The sequence below is a fragment of the Capnocytophaga cynodegmi DSM 19736 genome (assembly GCF_000379185.1).
In the GTDB taxonomy this organism is placed as follows: domain Bacteria; phylum Bacteroidota; class Bacteroidia; order Flavobacteriales; family Flavobacteriaceae; genus Capnocytophaga; species Capnocytophaga cynodegmi.
In genome coordinates, this window is the sequence record NZ_KB900735.1 from 31,811 (window position 1) to 49,769 (window position 17,959).

Here is a 17,959-nt window from a genome sequence, read left to right on the forward strand (position 1 = left end):
ATATTTTATTTCGAACCTTTGTTTTTGTTGGAAAAGGGCGAAAATCTTTCGCCCTTCTGTGGGATGATAATGTTGTGATATATCAAATACACTCTTAAACATATGTTTTCTCGCAACGGACAAAATATATTTTGTCCCTACTGCTTATCGTATCTGAAAAAGGGCGTATTCGATACGCCCCTACATCGTTCTTTATTCTTTATAAAATGGTCTTCCCTTACCCTCTTAGGTTTTTAAGGCTTTCTTGAATGGTTTCAATCTTCGCCAGTGCGTCGGCTTGTTTTTTGCGTTCCATTTCCACTACTTTTTCGGGAGCGGAGCTGACAAACTTCTCGTTGGAGAGTTTTTTCTCCACCGAAGCCAAAAAGCCTTGCGTATATTTGAGTTCCTCTTCGAGTTTTTTGATTTCTTCCTCTACATTGATGTTGCCCTGCATCGGAATAAAATACTCGTTGGACTTCACTCGGAACGAAATCGCTCCCTCTACCTTTTGGCTAACATATTTCAGTTCGGACAAATTCCCCAATTTGGCGATAATCACATCGAAAGTCGTTGCCGTTTGTTCGTTGTTGAGTACCGAAAGTGGCATTTCCTCCTTAAACGGAATGTTTTTCTCTTTTCGCACGGTTCTGATGCCCGAAATTACTTCGGCAGCGTTCTCAAATTCGGCTAAAATCTGCTCATCAAACGAAGTTATTTCAGGATATTTTGCCACAACCAGAGCCTCCTGAGGTTTTCGTTCGGTGATATGTTGCCAGATTTCCTCCGTGATGAAAGGCATAAACGGATGTAACAATTTGAGGTTATCTTCAAAAATGGCAATAATTTCTGCAAACGTTTTTTGGTCAATTGGCTGTCCGTAAGCAGGTTTTACCATCTCCAAGAGCCACGAACAGAAGTCGTCCCACACCAATTTGTAGATTTTCATCAAGGCATCGGAGATTCTGTATTTTGCAAAATCGTCTTCGGTTTCGGCAAGTACCTTTTGGAATTTATTTTGGTACCATTCGATGGCAATTCGGTTGTTTTCAGGCTGATTAGCTTCCGAAATTTCCCAACCTTTCACGAGTCGGAAGGCATTCCAAATCTTGTTGGCAAATCCGCTACCTTGCTGACAAAGAGCCTCATCGAAAAGTAAGTCATTTCCTGCTGCGGATGATAATAAAAGCCCCACACGAACGCCGTCTGCACCAAAGTCATCAATCAATTTCAACGCATCGGGCGAATTGCCCAATGATTTAGACATTTTTCGTCCCTGCTTGTCACGAACCAATCCAGTGAAATAGACATTGGTAAAAGGTTTTTTCCCTTTGAATTCGTACCCTGCCATAATCATTCTCGCCACCCAGAAGAAAATGATGTCAGGAGCTGTAACCAAGTCGCTCGTGGGGTAATAATAATTGTATTCTTCGTTTTCAGGGTCTAAAATTCCACCAAAAACGCTCATTGGCCACAACCACGAAGAGAACCACGTATCGAGAGCGTCTTCGTCCTGTTTTAAGTCATTAGTGGTTAGGGAATAGTTATTAGATTTTGCTTTTGCCAATTCCAATGCTTTTTCTTTGGTTTCGGCAACTACGAAATCTTCTTTTCCACTACCATAATAATACGCCGGAATTTGTTGTCCCCACCAAAGCTGACGCGAAATGTTCCAATCGCGGATGTTTTCCATCCAATGACGATAGGTATTTTCATATCTTTTGGGGAAGAAATTGATTTCTTCGCTTTCCAAAACTCCGCTGATGGCAGGTTTTACCAAATCTTCCATCTTCAAAAACCATTGGTCGAGTGGGCGTTGTTCGATAACAGCCCCTGTACGCTCCGATGTACCGACTTTATTAAGGTAATCTTCCGTTTTCAGCAATAAATCTTTTGCTTCGAGTTCTTTAACTATCTCTTTGCGAACCACAAATCGGTCTTTTCCTTCGTAATGCAATCCGTGATGATTCAGTTTGGCATCGTCGGTAAAGGCGTCGATGATTTCGAGTTTATGGCGTTCACCGATTTCGTAGTCGTTTTTGTCGTGAGCCGGAGTGATTTTCAAGGCTCCTGTTCCAAACTCAATATCCACGTATTCGTCTTCGATAATCGGCACAACACGATTAACAATCGGCACGATTACTCTTTTGCCTTTCAGATGTTTGTAACGTTCATCGTTGGGGTTGATACAAACGGCAATATCGCCGAAAATTGTTTCGGGACGCGTGGTAGCTACCATCAAAAATTCCTCTGAACCTTCTATTTTGTATTTCAGGTAGAAAAGTTTTCCGTTCTGTTCTTTATAAATAACCTCTTCATCCGAAAGTGTGGTTTTGGCTTCGGGGTCCCAATTGACCATTCGGTATCCGCGATAGATGTATCCTTTATTGTATAAATCGACAAACACCTTTATCACTGAAGCATAAAGGTCATCATCGAGGGTGAATTTGGTTCTGTCCCAATCGCACGAACATCCGAGTTTTTTGAGTTGTTCGAGGATAACACCACCATACTGATGCGTCCAATCCCAAGCGTGTTTGAGGAATTCCTCACGCGTGAGGTTGGCTTTGTCGATGCCTTGTTCTTTGAGTTTTGCCACTACTTTGGCTTCGGTGGCAATAGAAGCGTGGTCGGTACCCGGCACCCAACAAGCATTGAAGCCTTTTAGCCTTGCACGGCGGATAAGTACATCTTGAATTGTGTTATTGAGCATATGCCCCATATGCAAAATTCCCGTAACGTTTGGCGGGGGAATTACAATGGTGTAAGGCGTTCTTTCATCGGGAGTTGAGTGGAAGAAATTGTGTTTCATCCAGTATTCGTACCATTTGGCTTCTACCGAATTGGGTAAATATTTTGAAGGGATTTCCATACTTTGGCTTGATTTTTGTCTACTGAAATTAATTATCGTGCAAATATAAGATATTTGTTTATTTTGAAGAAAAAAATTAATTTTGCACCCGCATTTTATTTCCAGATATATCTTTTGAGAAAGGTTTATTATGGAATTTAGAAAACATTAACGATTAAATACTAAGGTTGGCATAATTGTTGATGTTATGAAAGATATAAACTAATTTATTTAATTTTTATACCATGAAAAAGTTTTTAACATTTTTATTTGTGGCTACTTTCGGATTAGTTTCTTACGCACAAGAAACTGCTGAAATCACTTTCAAAACTGAAGAAATTGACTACGGGAAAATAAAAGTAGGAAGTGATGGGGTTCGTGTTTTTGAATTTACAAACACAGGAAAAGCTCCATTGGTAATTACAAACGTAGCTTCAAGTTGTGGTTGTACAGTGCCTTCTTGGACGAAAGAGCCAGTTGCTCCAGGAGCAAAAGGAAAAATTGAGGTAAAATACGATACAAAACGTGTTGGACCTATCAGCAAAACGGTAACTGTTACCTCAAATGCAAAACAAAATCCTGTTAAGGCATTGAGAATTAGGGGAGAAGTGCAGCAATAAATCCATAACTATTTTATATTTAACAAGAAATAAGCCATCGTAAAAGGTGGCTTATTTCTTTTTTTATTTAATTATTTTTTGTTGTCTTGAAAAATGTAGACTTCTGTAGCTCCAACGCCATATTTGCTATACTCAGCATCGTAAAACTTTACATTATACCTTCCTAAAAGATATTCTAATTCAGTGCGTAAAACACCTTCGCCAACGCCGTGAATGAAAACTATTCGCTGTATTCGTTTTTCAATGGCAAATTCCAATTGCCTTCGCGCAGTTTCAATCTGAAGTGTGAGCATTTCGTGATTGGTCATATTTTTGGTTGAAGGCACTAATTGATGTATGTGCAAATCTACTTCCATTGGAGGGATTTTTTTCTCTTTTTTTGGAATGATTTTTCTCTTCTTTTCAATGTTTTTCAATAGCGAATCATCATCTGCTTCAAAAAAGTTAATCTTTATGCTATTTTCTTTTTTAACTTTTACAATTTCCGACCTACCAAATGAAAGTTCAAATCCATCACGAGTTAAAATAATTATTTTACTCTCATTGATTTTAACAATTTTGCCTTGAATGGTATCATCTATAACTTCTACTAAATCACCAATTTCCATTTTTGTGAATTATGAAAAAATATTTTAGGTAAGATGCGTTTTGTCTGATTATTTCTTTTTTTCTTCTGTATCATCATCTTCTTTCTGTTTAGGGAAAATTCTTTCTTGAAAATCTTCTTCTCTTTTGGAAGGCAATGATTTTGAGATAGAATAAATACCAATCATCAGTAGCACCATTCCGCCGATTAATAAAAATTGGTCGTATTGTTCAAACCAAAAACGAAGTGAAGCCACTAAAATTCCAAGAATTATGTAAATGTAAGCAGGTTTCATATCGTTAGTTTTTAATTCTCAGAATTTCTTTCGCAAGTTCAATCATTCGTGGTTCGCCAGTGTGTTTATTAGGTTCGTCAGATAGTTTTACAGTTGGAACCCATTCATTATCACTGGTTAGTACTTCCGTAAGCTTCATAACAATATTCATAGGGCGTAATCCTACATCGTTGGTTAAATTAGTTCCGATACCAAATGAAATACCGATTTTACCTTTACAAGCCTCTGTAATTAGTTTGACTTTTTCGGTATTTAGCCCATCAGAGAAGATAATATATTTTGATAGCGGATTGATTCCTAATTTTTTATAATGATTTATGGTTTTTTCTGCAAAAACAATAGGGTCACCACTATCGTGACGAACGCCATCGAATAATTTGCTGAACTTTTTATCAAATTGTTTGAAAAAAACATCTGTGGTGTAAGTGTCTGAAAGAGCGACTCCTAAATCTCCTCTGTACACATCAACCCAGTGTTCGAGAGACATCGCGTTTGACATTTTGTATCCATACTCGGCAGCGTGGAACATAAACCACTCGTGAGCGTGTGTTCCAATAGGTTTTACCTGATATTTCATTGCCATATGTACGTTGCTCGAACCTGAAAAATTATATTTCTTTGATTTTGTGAGTGTTCGCATTACAATGTCGTGTACGTGGTAAGAATGCCTACGGCGAGTACCAAATTCGGCAAAAACTACACCAAATTCCTCATAGAGTCTCACTTTTTCGATAGTATTTTCCATAATTTGTTCATCTGTCCACTGTTTAGCTTTGGTTAGCTTGTAAAAAAGTTCGCTAATCATTGCAAGTAGAGGTACTTCCCACAGAATGGTACGATACCAAAATCCTTCAACTTCAACTTCAATATTCGTTCCATCTTGCTTGATTTTTACTTCGGTTGGGTCATAACGATATCCTTCCAGAAAATCAATGTAAGCGGGATTTAAATATGGACAATTAACTTTTAGAAATTCTTTCTCATCTTTAGTTAATTTCAAGTGAGCCATATCATTTACAGCCTGTTGCATCACCTGAGCAAATCCTTCAGGAAATTCGTGTTTTCCTCGATTGATAAACTTATAACGCCCCTTCGTATTAGGAAATAACTTCAGAACAGCACATTGCATTGTAAATTTATAAAAGTCATTATCTAAAATTGAGTTAAAAACTCGATGATTTTCTTGTGACATTGTGTTTTAAATAAAAATGTTAAACATAGAGCAAAGGTATGAAAAGAATTTATAAAAGCAAAAAGATTGTAAGTGCTTCATTATCTGATGATGTTAAAAATAAGAAGTGATTTGTTAAATAAAATAGATATTTTAGTTAAAACATTTTATGAATAAAATAATAAAAAACCTTTAAAAATATATTGATTTGGAAAAGATATTTTTAGTTAAAGTTTTGATTTTTAGTAGTTTTATTTTTTGTTTTAGAGGTAGCTTTAATATTATGTTTTTATAATTTCTTTCTTAAGATAAAAATGTTATATTTTGTGAATAACAAATAATTAAATACTTTTGTGGATTAAAGATTACTATACTAATTCTATTAAAAGAATCAAAGGATGAAAAAGGTTTTATTTGTTTTCACATTTTTGATTACCACATTGGTAGTTAAAGGACAACAATGTTTTGAGAATTTTACTACAACAACAAAGTCTGGGTTGTGTCTTTCAGATGCAGCATTGACTGTTAAGCTTCCTGATGGTTGTAAGGGTACGTATGCAGTGGAGTTGATAGAGCCTAACCAAATTGGACTACCAAGCGTTCCCCTTTTAGATGCTGACGGAAGCTATACATTCACAAATTTAAAGGCAGGAACCTATACAGTTACCTTAATAAATCAAGGTAATTCTGCTCGTTCAACTTCCAAGGTGGTTCAGGTTACTTCAACGTACCGTAATATCGATATTACTCCCCCACAAATTACAGCACCAAGTTCAGCTGGGAATGATGCTCGTGTTCGATTTAACATACGTCCGACAGGAGGAATAGGTCCTTTTAAGGTTAGTATCGTAAAACCCGATGGGTCACCTTTGAATCCACCAGTACCTTCACAACAAATAGCGAAATCTACATCAAATGTATCTGTTGTTTTTCAAGGGAATGAAACAGCTCCAATAATAACGGGAAATGTAGTGATAGTTGTTGAGGATTTGGCAAATAATATGCCTGATTGTGGAGAAGTACGTAAGGAACCAATCAGAATTCCCTCGCCAATCGATACAGAATCAAGATTTGAGATATATAAAGAGGGAGCAAGTTCCCGTATCCGTATAAATGATCAGTGTAAGTATCAATTCTGGATACAAGTACGAAGAAAAGATGGAAAGACATATAATAGTCAGGATATTAGTTTTTTAAGACAGGCGGGTAGGGCTGTCATCCGAAATTTGACTACCGGCTATGAAGAGGACATATCTCATACTTTTGCTGATGGGAAAATCAGTGAAGGGGCGTCTTTTTATAGTGGTTGGAATTTTAGTATTGGAGATAAGGTAGAACTAATTATACAGGGGGCATTAAACACGATCAGAGAAAAATTTGTATTGGATGCTCAGAGTATGAATCCCTATTTTCAGCACCCTAAAAGTCCGCCAGTTGTTCGTAATCAAGTACCTGTGTGGTTGAATAACCAATCACAGGTTGCTTGTGGTAATCAATTGAAAGTCAACGCAGGTGTTAACTGGATGTGGCGTCAGTTTGAAAACGAGGCAGATTCTGATACTCCGGCTGTTTATGCCAAATATGAATGGTACCAAAATCTGGGAGAATGGCTAACAGAAGAACAAGTAAATGCTGGCAAGGTAGGATATTATTACGAGGTTTATAAAGCAACAGTCCCAGGAACTCCTAACATTGATGATCCAACTCACTGGACAAGAATTACAGAAGCTTCTGGAAATATTAAAATAAAAGACAGAACTAATATAGAAATAAATTCTGGAAATGGTTTTTATAAAGTAACGTATAAAAATAATTCTTCTATTGGGACTCCACCAAATTCTTGTCACGAAATTTCGAGAATGAGTTATGTAGGAAAGGATCCAAACAAACACTATCTGGATTATATTTTTGATGGATTTGAAATGAATAGGGGGGTATATGAGAATACAGTTTCACTTCGCATTTATCTTTCAAGTAATAAGTTTGTATATCCTGCCAAAATGACAATTATGCCAGTTGATGGTAGTAATTCAAAAACATTCGCTACTTCTTTACCTTTGGATGGAGAGGGAACGTATACACGAACTATAAATTTTCCGATAGAAGAGGTAATTAGCGATCCTACAAATCCTGCTATAAATCCTAAGAATTATGTTATTATAGGAGATTTTCCCGCTGGTGAGTACAACGTTACATTTAGTGATGCTTGTGGTGATAGTAGGACAAGACGTATAAACTTCAGATATCCTGTAAAGTATGATGGAGACTTTATCGAAGTAGATCAAGAATGTAGATTCGGTAATGTTTCTTTTGATTTGGCAATGATTCATAAAGGAGCAATGCCTTATTTGTCAGTTGGAATACAGAGAAAAAATCCTAATGGGACTTGGAGTTCAGTAGGGGGACAACCAGGTTTTAAAACAAAAACAGGAACGTTTAATAATTTGCCTTCAGGGGAATATCGATTATTCGTGACAAATATGATTTACGCAAAAGCAGAGGTATTAAGGTGGAACAATGCTGGTGACTATGATGTAAGAGACAAGGATAATGCAGGGGTGCCTCTTGATCAACACGGAGTAGATGGCTTTACTAAAATGCCAGATTTTATAGATGCTATCAGAGGTAATGCTCAACCTTGGCAACGAGGTATGGTTCGATTTATTACAAATTATCACGAATTTACTATAAATGAAACGAAGCCATTACAAACTGATGTTTCGTCAACATATTGTGATAGAACTAATGGTAATGGACTAGTAGCAATAACTGTAAAAAATCCAGAAGATATTCGATATCCACTTACGTTTAGATTGAAAGATGCAACTGGAAAAATTATTTCAAAAACTTACGAAAAAGGCTCAGGAGCTACATCGCACGTTTTTTCTAATGTTTCAGATGGAGATTATGTAGTTGAAACAGAGCATACTTGTGGAAAATGGTACAATAACGTAACCGTAAAAGCAAGTAATTATGCAAATCCAAGAATGCGATATACTTTGGATAACCTTGACCCGTGCTTGGGAGGAGAAGTGACGCTTATTTTCGGAGGCTCCGAGCAGTTATTTGATATTGAATGGTTTAGATTAGATGATGATGGTAATGAAATTCTTCCAAGTATTGGTACAGGAAAACAAATCAAACAGTTTGTTTCATCAACAACCACATTCAGAGCTAAATACAAAATAAAATCACTGGAAGGCATATGTCCTGGAACAAAATTGGAAGGTGTTTTAGAAAATACCATTACTATAGAACCAGATAAGACAGCACCAGTAATTACGGGTTGTCCTGTAACTCCAATTGAAGTAAATGCCGCTGTTGGAACTTGTTCCGCTATTGTTAATTGGGAAACTATCACAGCAACAGATAATTGTACATGGACACATACACAAACTCACCAAAGTGGTGATCGTTTTGATATTGGAACACATACAGTAACTTATGTATTTACAGATGCTTCTGGAAATACAAGTACTTGTACATTTAATGTAGTTGTGAAGTCAAATGCATTGAACCTGAATGTAAACGCTTCATATATTGATGGAGCAGGGAATGTTCTGACTCAAGATTTAGCTCTTAATCAGCAATTTCAATATAGAATAGAATACAAAAACATTGGTCAAGAGAATATTACAACATCTACACTGACGATTAAATTTTCAGATAATCCTTATATTACGATAGGAGAACCTGTTGTGACAGACGCTTCGGTGGGTAGTTATGTGCCTACATATACTAAGAGTGATAGAACATTTACTTTTGTTCTACCTAAAGAAACACTAAGAGGTAATAGTGAGGAGCGTAAAATTTACATTCCGTTAGCTGTTAATGGTGATTATTCGGAAATAGGAAAAGCCTGTATGAATTTCTTATCTACGAATTATGTGTTTGAATATGAAGGGGGTAGTCAAGATTGCTTGATTCCTAAACAAATCAAAACAGCTACAAATACAATTGCCATTTCTACAGAAAATAACGAGCGTTCTGAACTTTTCTGTGCAGGTTCTTCATTGGAATTAACTGCTACAGAAGGCTTTGATTCATATAAATGGTATCTTGATGGAGTGTTAATACCAACATCAACCACACACACACATTTGGCAACAAGTCCAGGGGTTTATACCGTTGAGAAAATTAAAAATTGTGATGGTACTACGTTGGTTAGCAAAGAAATTATCAAATTTAAAGAACACGATGCTTCGGATATAGATTTGATTAAAGCCCAAGCTAACGGAGGAGCAATTTGTGGAGCTGATGGAAGATGGACAAGCCACTTTATATTGTGTAATGAGCCATCAAGAATCATCAAAGTAAATTTCGTTAATACAAAATTGGAATGGCAACGTTACAACGGAACCAGTACCAATAGTAAATGTCCTGATTATGGAGGAGATTGGCGTATTGATGCAAATGGCGTAGGAAATACGTTTACAGCTAACACGCAAGGAAAGTATCGTTTGAAAGTTACTTCAAATAATGGTTGTGAAGCTTATTACTATTTTGATGTGTTTGTGAATACTTTGGCAGGAGAAATTGTTCAGCCAGTAGGGCACATAACTAATTATCAGCCAGGTAATTTCACTATCAGAATGATGACTGAAGGAATAACGTACCAGTATACGCTGAAAAATGCTACAGGACAGATAATCAACGGAATTAACAAAGCCACAGGTTCTCACGATTACAGAATTACAGGGATTTCAGAACCAGGTACTTACACGGTTGAAGTTACTTCTCCAAATTTGGCAAACTGTTCAACAATTCTGACAGCAAAAATAGAAAAGCAAACTGAGTTGACCGCAACAGCAACCCCGAAAGCTTGGACAGATTGTAATAAACTAAATGTTTTGTTTGAAGTTCAGGGAGGAAAATCTCCGTACGAATTTGCAATATGGAAAATCAATGGAGTTCAAAAATACCCAGATTATGCTTCTATTCCTGCATCTGAGTTCAACATAGCTACTATCCCAGATGGTCAAAGCTTTATTGAAAAAGAGATAACCATCACACAACCAGGTGAATATATTTTTGTTACGAAAGATGCTAATGGAGCGTATGCTGAAACTCCAAAAGTAGATATTTATCCAGAAGGAATTGATGGTTATACAATTGATACTAAAGATATTATTTGTGGATTTGCTGCCAATTCTGGACAGATTTCAGTTAACTTTAATTCAAGGTTGCAAAACATCATTACTGAACTTTATAAGTTAGATGCAGCAGGAAATAGAGCAGAAACATATACGCCAAATGCAACAGGTTTCTATGATGGATTAACGGCAGGAAAATATGAATTGGAGATAAGTATCAAAAAGAGTGGAATAAAGATATGTAAGTACATTAATCCAATTGAAATACGTGAAAATGAGAATACTCTGAAAGCCTTTGCAGGAGTAGTTGAGGATGAATCTTGTGACAATGTAAATACTCCAAGAAAATACAAAGTACACGTTAATAACGTAACTGGAGGTTCAGGAACGGGATATGTATATAGTTCTAATGGAGTTGATTACGGAACATCAAACGTGTTGTATTTGAGTGCTTCTGGTAAGGTTTATGTAAAAGATAGTAATGGTTGTCCGCTTGAAATCGACGTAAATATTACTCCTTTGATGCCACCAACAATTTCAGTAAGCAATGTAGAATACACTTGTAGCGGACAAGGAACGTTTACTATAACGGCTACACCTGCAGGTGATTATGAATATGAAGTGGTAGGGAATGGTGTTAATGAGAGAAAGAAAACAAATGTTTTCACACTTCCTGTTGGAAATTATTCAGTTTTTGTTCATTACAGACCAGGAAGCTCATTAGCTACTACACCTAACTATCTATTTAAAGAAGATTTTGGAGTGGGAGAAGATACGTGCGATAATTCAGTAACTTATATGACTTGTAAACCTAATGAGGCTCTTGAGAGTAATCAGTATGTAATCACAAGTCGTGTACAAGGAAAAACTGAATGGGTAAGCCCCACACCAACAGATGCTTCTGCAGTGGCAAATGGTCGTTATTTGGCTGTAAATGCAAACTCTAATCAAGGTAATTTAGGAATTATCTATAGAAAAGAAATCAAAGACGTAATTCAGGGTACTGACCTTAAAGTAAGTTTGAAATTACATAATTTGTTGTCTCCTACTTATTCAGGAGGTAAAAATCCAAATATTGATTTAGTAATCTTAAATGCCATAGGAGGAGCTGAAATTCAGAGAATTGGCTTAGGACAAATTTTAGCAACAGGAAATTGGGAGTCAAAATCAGTGATTTTCAATGCGGCTCTTATCACAACAAGTGAATTGGTTTTCGAAATTCGTAACAAAGAAGCAGCCTCAGCTCAAGTAGGTAGTGATTTGGCAGTTGATGATATTGTAATCTGGCAAGATACTAAACTTTGTAATGTCCGACTTGAAAGTCAATCAGTTTCAGTTGAAGAAAATAAAGCTTTCAAAGTTACGGGAACTGCTGAAGATGCAAAATGTGGTAACTTAGGAAAAGTCAATCTGAAGATAGAAAACTTAAATGGAGCGAATATCTCATATTCAACAGATAACGTGAATTGGACGGCTTTAATCGTTACACCAATTTCTACATCGGAAGGTTCTGCTGTTATTGATAATTTACCAGCAACAACGAATGGTATTGTTTATATAAGAAAGGATAATGACCATAGTTGTGTTGCAGAGGTTAATTATGTAATCAATGCTCCTGAAACGATTTCAGTTGCAACAACGTTACTCAGAGGAGTTAGTTGTGATAATGCTAATGCTGAAGTAAGGGTGACAGCAACTGGAGGTACAAAACCTTATCAAACTTTCAAAATAGGGACAACTACTCAACCAGCGATAAATAATGAGGCAACATTTAATACATTACCAGCAGGAACGTATGAAGTGGAAGTAACCGACGCAAATGGCTGTATTGCAACTTCAACATTGGAAATAGCTGATAAATTGCCTTTAACATTGGAGGTTGAAAATCTCGAACCTTGTTCCGCTGGAGGAGACACAGGAAGAATTCAGATAAGTGTAACAAATGGTAATGGAAATTACAGATTTAGCCAAAATGGTGTAGATTTCTATGCGAGTCCTTTTGCGAACGGAGCTTACTATGTGTTTGAAAATCTATCCGTAGGAACTCACATATTTACAGTGATAGATGGATTGAATTGTAAACAACAAATTTCAGCCGTAATTTATGAACCATTACGATTGAATGTGGAAGGACCAACAGAGCATTTAACTTGTCATCAAACAAGTAAAGCTGTTTATAGCTTGAAAGCTACTGGTGGCGATCCAACTAAGGTAAAAGAATTCTTATGGAGTAACGACGGAACCACTTTCAATAGTGGAAATACTACAGGGGTTAACATTGTTACAACGGGCGATTCTGCTGTTTTTTCAACTACTGAGGAAGGAACTTATTATTTCAGAGTGAGATATGAGTATGAGGCAGGTAACTATTGTATGGCAACCAGTTTGAAACGAGAAGTTAAGATAGTTAAGCCAAAATTCAAAGGAACAATTCCTTCTACAAATATAACTTGTGGAGGAGTTGCTTCAGGAAGAATAGACGTGTCAGCAAGTAATATTGAAGGAGGACAAAGTCCTTACGAATTGTTATTGTTTGATGGAACTACCACAACGACCCATTCAGTTGGAAGTATAACAGGGTTGAAAGCAGGAAATTATACCCTTACTATTAAAGATGCAGGAGGATGTTTCTCTGAACCAGCTTCTGTAACTATTACTGAAAATCCAGCATTAAAAGTTTCTTATAAAACAAAAGAAGTTCATTGTAACGCAGGACAAGGAATGGATTTAGGGTCTGTTGAAATAGAGCTTGTCAGCGGAGGAACAGCACCATTCAGTATTGAAATGAGATATAAAGATGTAGTTCACGCAGCTCCAGTTCATACAGAAACTAATTTGACAATAGGGTCAGTCGTTAGAAAAGCGGGATTAATTCCACACGATTATACATACGTAATTACAGATGCTAACGGATGTAAAACAGAAGGAACATTTAGTGTTGCAGCAACATCTGACAGGATTATAGCTTCTGTAACAGGAATTGTGGCAGGTTGTGCCACAGGGTCAATTACAGTATCTGCATACAATGCGGGAGGACAATCTATTGCAGATGGTTCTCACTGGTTTGCTGTGTACACACTTGGATTGACACCTCCTACAGGAACGCCTCCTGCTACTGGAGATACTTGGGTTGTAGGTGGAACAACTTGGTATAGAGGATCCAAAGTGAAAGTAACCGATCACTCAGGAAATCTTGTAGATGGAGCAACTGCTACATTACGTGATTTGATACCAGGGGCAAAATACAGATTTATAGTGTATGACAATACAACAAAATGTTATATTATAGAAGAGGCTGGTGAAGTTCCTCCAGCTCAATCAAATCTGAAGATTTCTGCTCTTACAACTACATCAACTACTTGTAATAGTGCTAATGACGGGAAAGTACGCTTTACATTGTCAGATTGGGATGCCTCAACTACAAGTATTGAATATGAAGTTTATACATATTCAGATAACAGACCAACAACTTTCAGAGGTTCTGTACCAGTGGCAACGCCTATGAATATAGAAATTGAGGACTTACCAGCCAATAAATACTATGTAGTATTTACTGAGAATGGAACGGGTTGTAAAAAGGCATCAGAGCCGTTTGTTATCGAGAAATCATTAACAGAATTAGTTGTTGAAAATCCAACAACGAGCAATGATAATTGTAAAGGAGGCAATGGGCAAATTTCAGTAGAGGTACGTGATGGTCAAGCTCCATACAAATACTATTATCATAATCTGGCAACTCCAGCTCCGATAATTGGTTCTACAGCTTTAACAACTCAATTAGATGCATCAACCGATACTTCATCTAAAAAAGTTGATGCAGGACAATGGATTGTATTCGTAAGAGATGCTTCAGGATGTATTAAAGCTACGCCTCCAATCACAGTTGGAAAGGACGCGGAACCTGCTATAAATTCAATCGAAGTTGAAGACCCTTGTGCGAACACCACAACTTTTGCAGTACGATTGAATCTTTCACAAGTAGGAGTAGGGCAACATAGTTATCGAGTACTTATGGGAACATCAGTAATATCAACTTGGACAGATATTTCCATAGCTTCAGGAATTACCTCATTCTCTTTACCAATTCGTTTGGCTGCAGGAAATACTTATACCATTGAATTGAAAGATGGAAATGGTTGTGAAGTTACGGGTACGATAAATATACCTTTGCCAATGGAATATAAGTTAAGTTCGTCACCAATGGCTTGTGGTACAGATGAAGTTAAAATAATTCTTTCTGACATAAAAGGAGGTTCTGGTAACTACGAATACAAATTAGATAAAGTATATGATATAGATGACCAAGGAAATGAGTATGTAGTTCCGATAGTTACAGCAGGATTGGCTTCAGTAGGGACAAAAGTAATACCAATAAACAATGGTGCAGGTAAGTACAGAGTACGACTATATGATTCAGCGAATAAGAAATGTTATATCACGAAAGAAATCAAAGTTGATGAACCAGTTCAGCCTCAAATAGAAGTAGTTAATGTTACTAATCCAATTTGTTTTGCTGGAAATGGCTCACTGCGAGTACAAGCCAAACCAAACACGGAAGCACCATTCACATTCAAAATTATAGCTACAAGCAATCCTGCGATAGCAACACCAATTGTAGCGACTACTTCAGGAAATGATTATGCAACATTTGATAATCTACCAAGTAGTGACACAGGAATTGTTTACACTATAGAAGCTACATCTGCTAAAAATTGTACTATAACAACGACAGCAACAATCATTTCGCCAAGTGCAGTGACCATAGCACCTGATGCTCTGAAAGCTGATAAATATCAATGTGTAGCTAACACGAATTTACCAACGTATCCTATTCTAAGTTTTGATTTGGGTAAAGTTAATGGAGGAACACAAGCCTATAGCCGTATAGAATTTTATGAAGTGGGAGTAGCAACAGCTTTGAGTACACAGGTGGTAACAACAGGTAAAACGATTTACACTTATGGATTATCACAGCATTTGACTACTCAAAAGTCATATAACGTAAAAGTATACGATGCAAACGGATGTTCGGAAGTTTCCTCAAATATAACCATTCAACCTGCGTTGATATTGAATAGAGTATCAATTACAACCGACAAATTGATAGATTGTAGTACAAACTTGCAAGATATTACAGTAGAGTTGACAACAGGAACACCATATAATAATGAGGCGATTGTTTATAATATAGTAAAACGAAATCAAGATGGTAGTGAGACTCTCCATACAACGAAAACCTCAAATTCATTGACAGAAACATTCAGTTTGCCTGTAGGAAACTATACTATTGTAGCACTTAATAGGGATACGGATTGTGAGGTAAAAACATCATACGATGTTCATTCTCCAGAGACATTCATACTTACTGCAACAAATCCGGTAAATGTGAAATGCCATAATGGTTCAGATGGTGAAATCACACTAACATTTACCGATACAAGACTTACAGATGGTGATCAAGCAACAGACGGGTTCACTTATGTGATAAATCCGATAGCTCCATCGGCAGGTTCAACTAAAAATGGAACAGTTAATGGTCGAAAAACAGAAACCATTACTGGATTATTAGCTGGTAAGTACCAAGTAACAGCAACTTCTATTAAAAATGGTTGTACAGCTATTGCTTCGTTTGAAATTACACAAAGCGAATATCCTATTTCTGCTACAGCAACTGAAACCTATGGGGTTACTTGCTTGAACAATAGAGGAGAAGTTATGGTGACTGTTAATGGAGGAAAAGCTCCATACCAAGTAACTTTAACGTCTGTTGATGGTTCAGTAAATCAAACCAAAACAGGAAGAAACGTTACTGACAATGGCGGGCAATTCTTGTTTATTGGTTTGAAATCTGATCCAGTTTCTGGTTCATTAGTTTACAATGTTTCGGTTACAGATGCCTCAGGTTGCGTTCAACCGGATATAACAACAATAACACTTGTGCATCCCATTCCTGTTACGGCTACGGCTACCATTACTCAGGAAATAACTTGTCCGGGGGCAAATGATGCGATTATTACAATAAGTAACGTGTTAGGAGGTTCAGGAGCAGGAACTTACAACTATGTTCTGCAAGGTACAAAAACATCAATTACGCAATCATCAACAGTATTTACGAACTTACCACCAGATACATACACAGTAATTGTAACTGATGCTTGGGATTGCGATGTTACGGTAGGAACATTAACTATTGTTGATGCAACTCCAATGACCTTGACAAGAACAGGTGCGGAATTAACTGTTTGTTATGCAGAAAAAACAGCTTGGATTAACGTGGAAATTCAGGGAGGAACAGCTCCTTATGTAGCAGAACTTCTAAGAACTGATGCTGTTGTGAGCATACATACACAGAATGTTACTGCAGCAGACCCTAACTTCCGAGTACCAGCAATGTTGGGAGTTGGTGAGTACGAAATAAGAATCACAGATGCCAGAGGTTGTACGTTGTCGCCAACTTACAAATTTGAGGTAAAAGAGGTTCCAGACCTTACTTCAAAAGCAACTCAAGAGGGAACTTGTGAGTCCAATGTTTATAAAACTTGGATTGAAGTGAAATTCAGAACTAATGTCAATTTTGATAAGTTGAGTTATCAGTTGGGAGCAGGTCCTAAGAGGGCATTCTCCAGACATACCGACAATATTGGTTATATTGATGAAAATGTGTTTGAAAACTTAACAGGTACACAAACGCTAACTATTTTCTACAATGATGTTGATGTAGAAACCAGACTTCCTGTGGAATGCGTATACGCTCTAACAGAACCTATACTTATTGAAAAAACATTGCAATTAGGTGAAGTCCAGGTGGTTCCTAATACTAAGATAAACACCATCGAAGTTAAAGGGAAAGATGGAGTTCAGCCATATACGTATGTGTTTAATGGTCAAAATCAAGGAGAAAATGGTGTATATCAACTAAGATTTACCGACCCAGAGGAAGTCATCAACGGAAAAAGATATAAAGTTATCAATGTAATTGTATATGATTCAGCTGGTTGTTCAAGTACAAAGGTTATAAAAGAAGAATATTTTGATATTGAGATTCCGAATTTCTTCACTCCTGATGGAGATGGTGTAAATGACACTTGGAAACCTAAATATGCTGAGGATTATCCTTATATGAGAGTTTATATTTACGACAGATATGGAAGAAAAATTAAAACTCTTTCTCAAGGCGAAGGTTGGGACGGAACCTATGAAAACAGAGCCCTTCCAAGTGGTGATTATTGGTATATCATTGATTTGAATAGCAATATTGATTCACGTAAATTCAATGGAAACTTTACGTTATACCGATAAACAGTAGCAAATCAGCAGAATAAAAAATGGAAAGTTAGAGAAGTTTTTCTTGAACTTTCCATTTT

At 36.8% G+C, this 17,959-nt stretch carries 6 protein-coding genes; 2 read left to right on the top strand and 4 right to left on the bottom strand.

Going from position 1 to position 17,959, the window contains the following annotated elements; genetic code table 11:
* Positions 1–217: 217 nt before the first annotated feature.
* Positions 218–2,851 (bottom strand): valine--tRNA ligase, encoded by a 2,634-nt coding sequence (locus YW9_RS0109595; protein WP_018279954.1) that lies wholly within the window; start codon positions 2,849–2,851, stop codon positions 218–220.
* 224 nt (positions 2,852–3,075) lie between these two features.
* On the opposite strand from YW9_RS0109595, the gene YW9_RS0109600 reads away from it, so the two are divergent.
* Positions 3,076–3,450 (top strand): DUF1573 domain-containing protein, encoded by a 375-nt coding sequence (locus tag YW9_RS0109600; RefSeq protein WP_018279955.1) that lies wholly within the window; start codon positions 3,076–3,078, stop codon positions 3,448–3,450.
* 71 nt (positions 3,451–3,521) lie between these two features.
* Here YW9_RS0109600 and YW9_RS0109605 read toward each other — a convergent pair whose 3' ends face one another.
* Genes YW9_RS0109605 through pncB form a run of 3 tightly spaced genes read right to left on the bottom strand, consistent with a single transcriptional unit; the run spans position 3,522 to position 5,523 of the window.
* Positions 3,522–4,058 (bottom strand): Smr/MutS family protein, encoded by a 537-nt coding sequence (locus YW9_RS0109605; protein WP_018279956.1) that lies wholly within the window; start codon positions 4,056–4,058, stop codon positions 3,522–3,524.
* A gap of 48 nt (positions 4,059–4,106) precedes the next feature.
* Positions 4,107–4,331: a hypothetical protein gene (locus YW9_RS0109610; RefSeq protein WP_018279957.1), complete on the bottom strand. Its 225-nt coding sequence runs from the start codon at positions 4,329–4,331 to the stop codon at positions 4,107–4,109.
* Between the two features lie 4 nt (positions 4,332–4,335).
* Complete coding sequence (gene pncB, locus YW9_RS0109615) at positions 4,336–5,523, bottom strand: nicotinate phosphoribosyltransferase (protein ID WP_018279958.1); 1,188 nt, start codon at positions 5,521–5,523, stop codon at positions 4,336–4,338.
* 377 nt (positions 5,524–5,900) lie between these two features.
* On the opposite strand from pncB, the gene YW9_RS12790 reads away from it, so the two are divergent.
* The gene (locus YW9_RS12790; RefSeq protein ID WP_018279959.1) at positions 5,901–17,894 is read left to right on the top strand and encodes a T9SS type B sorting domain-containing protein; all 11,994 of its coding nucleotides are present in this window, start codon (positions 5,901–5,903) and stop codon (positions 17,892–17,894) included.
* The last annotated feature ends 65 nt before the right edge of the window (positions 17,895–17,959 follow it).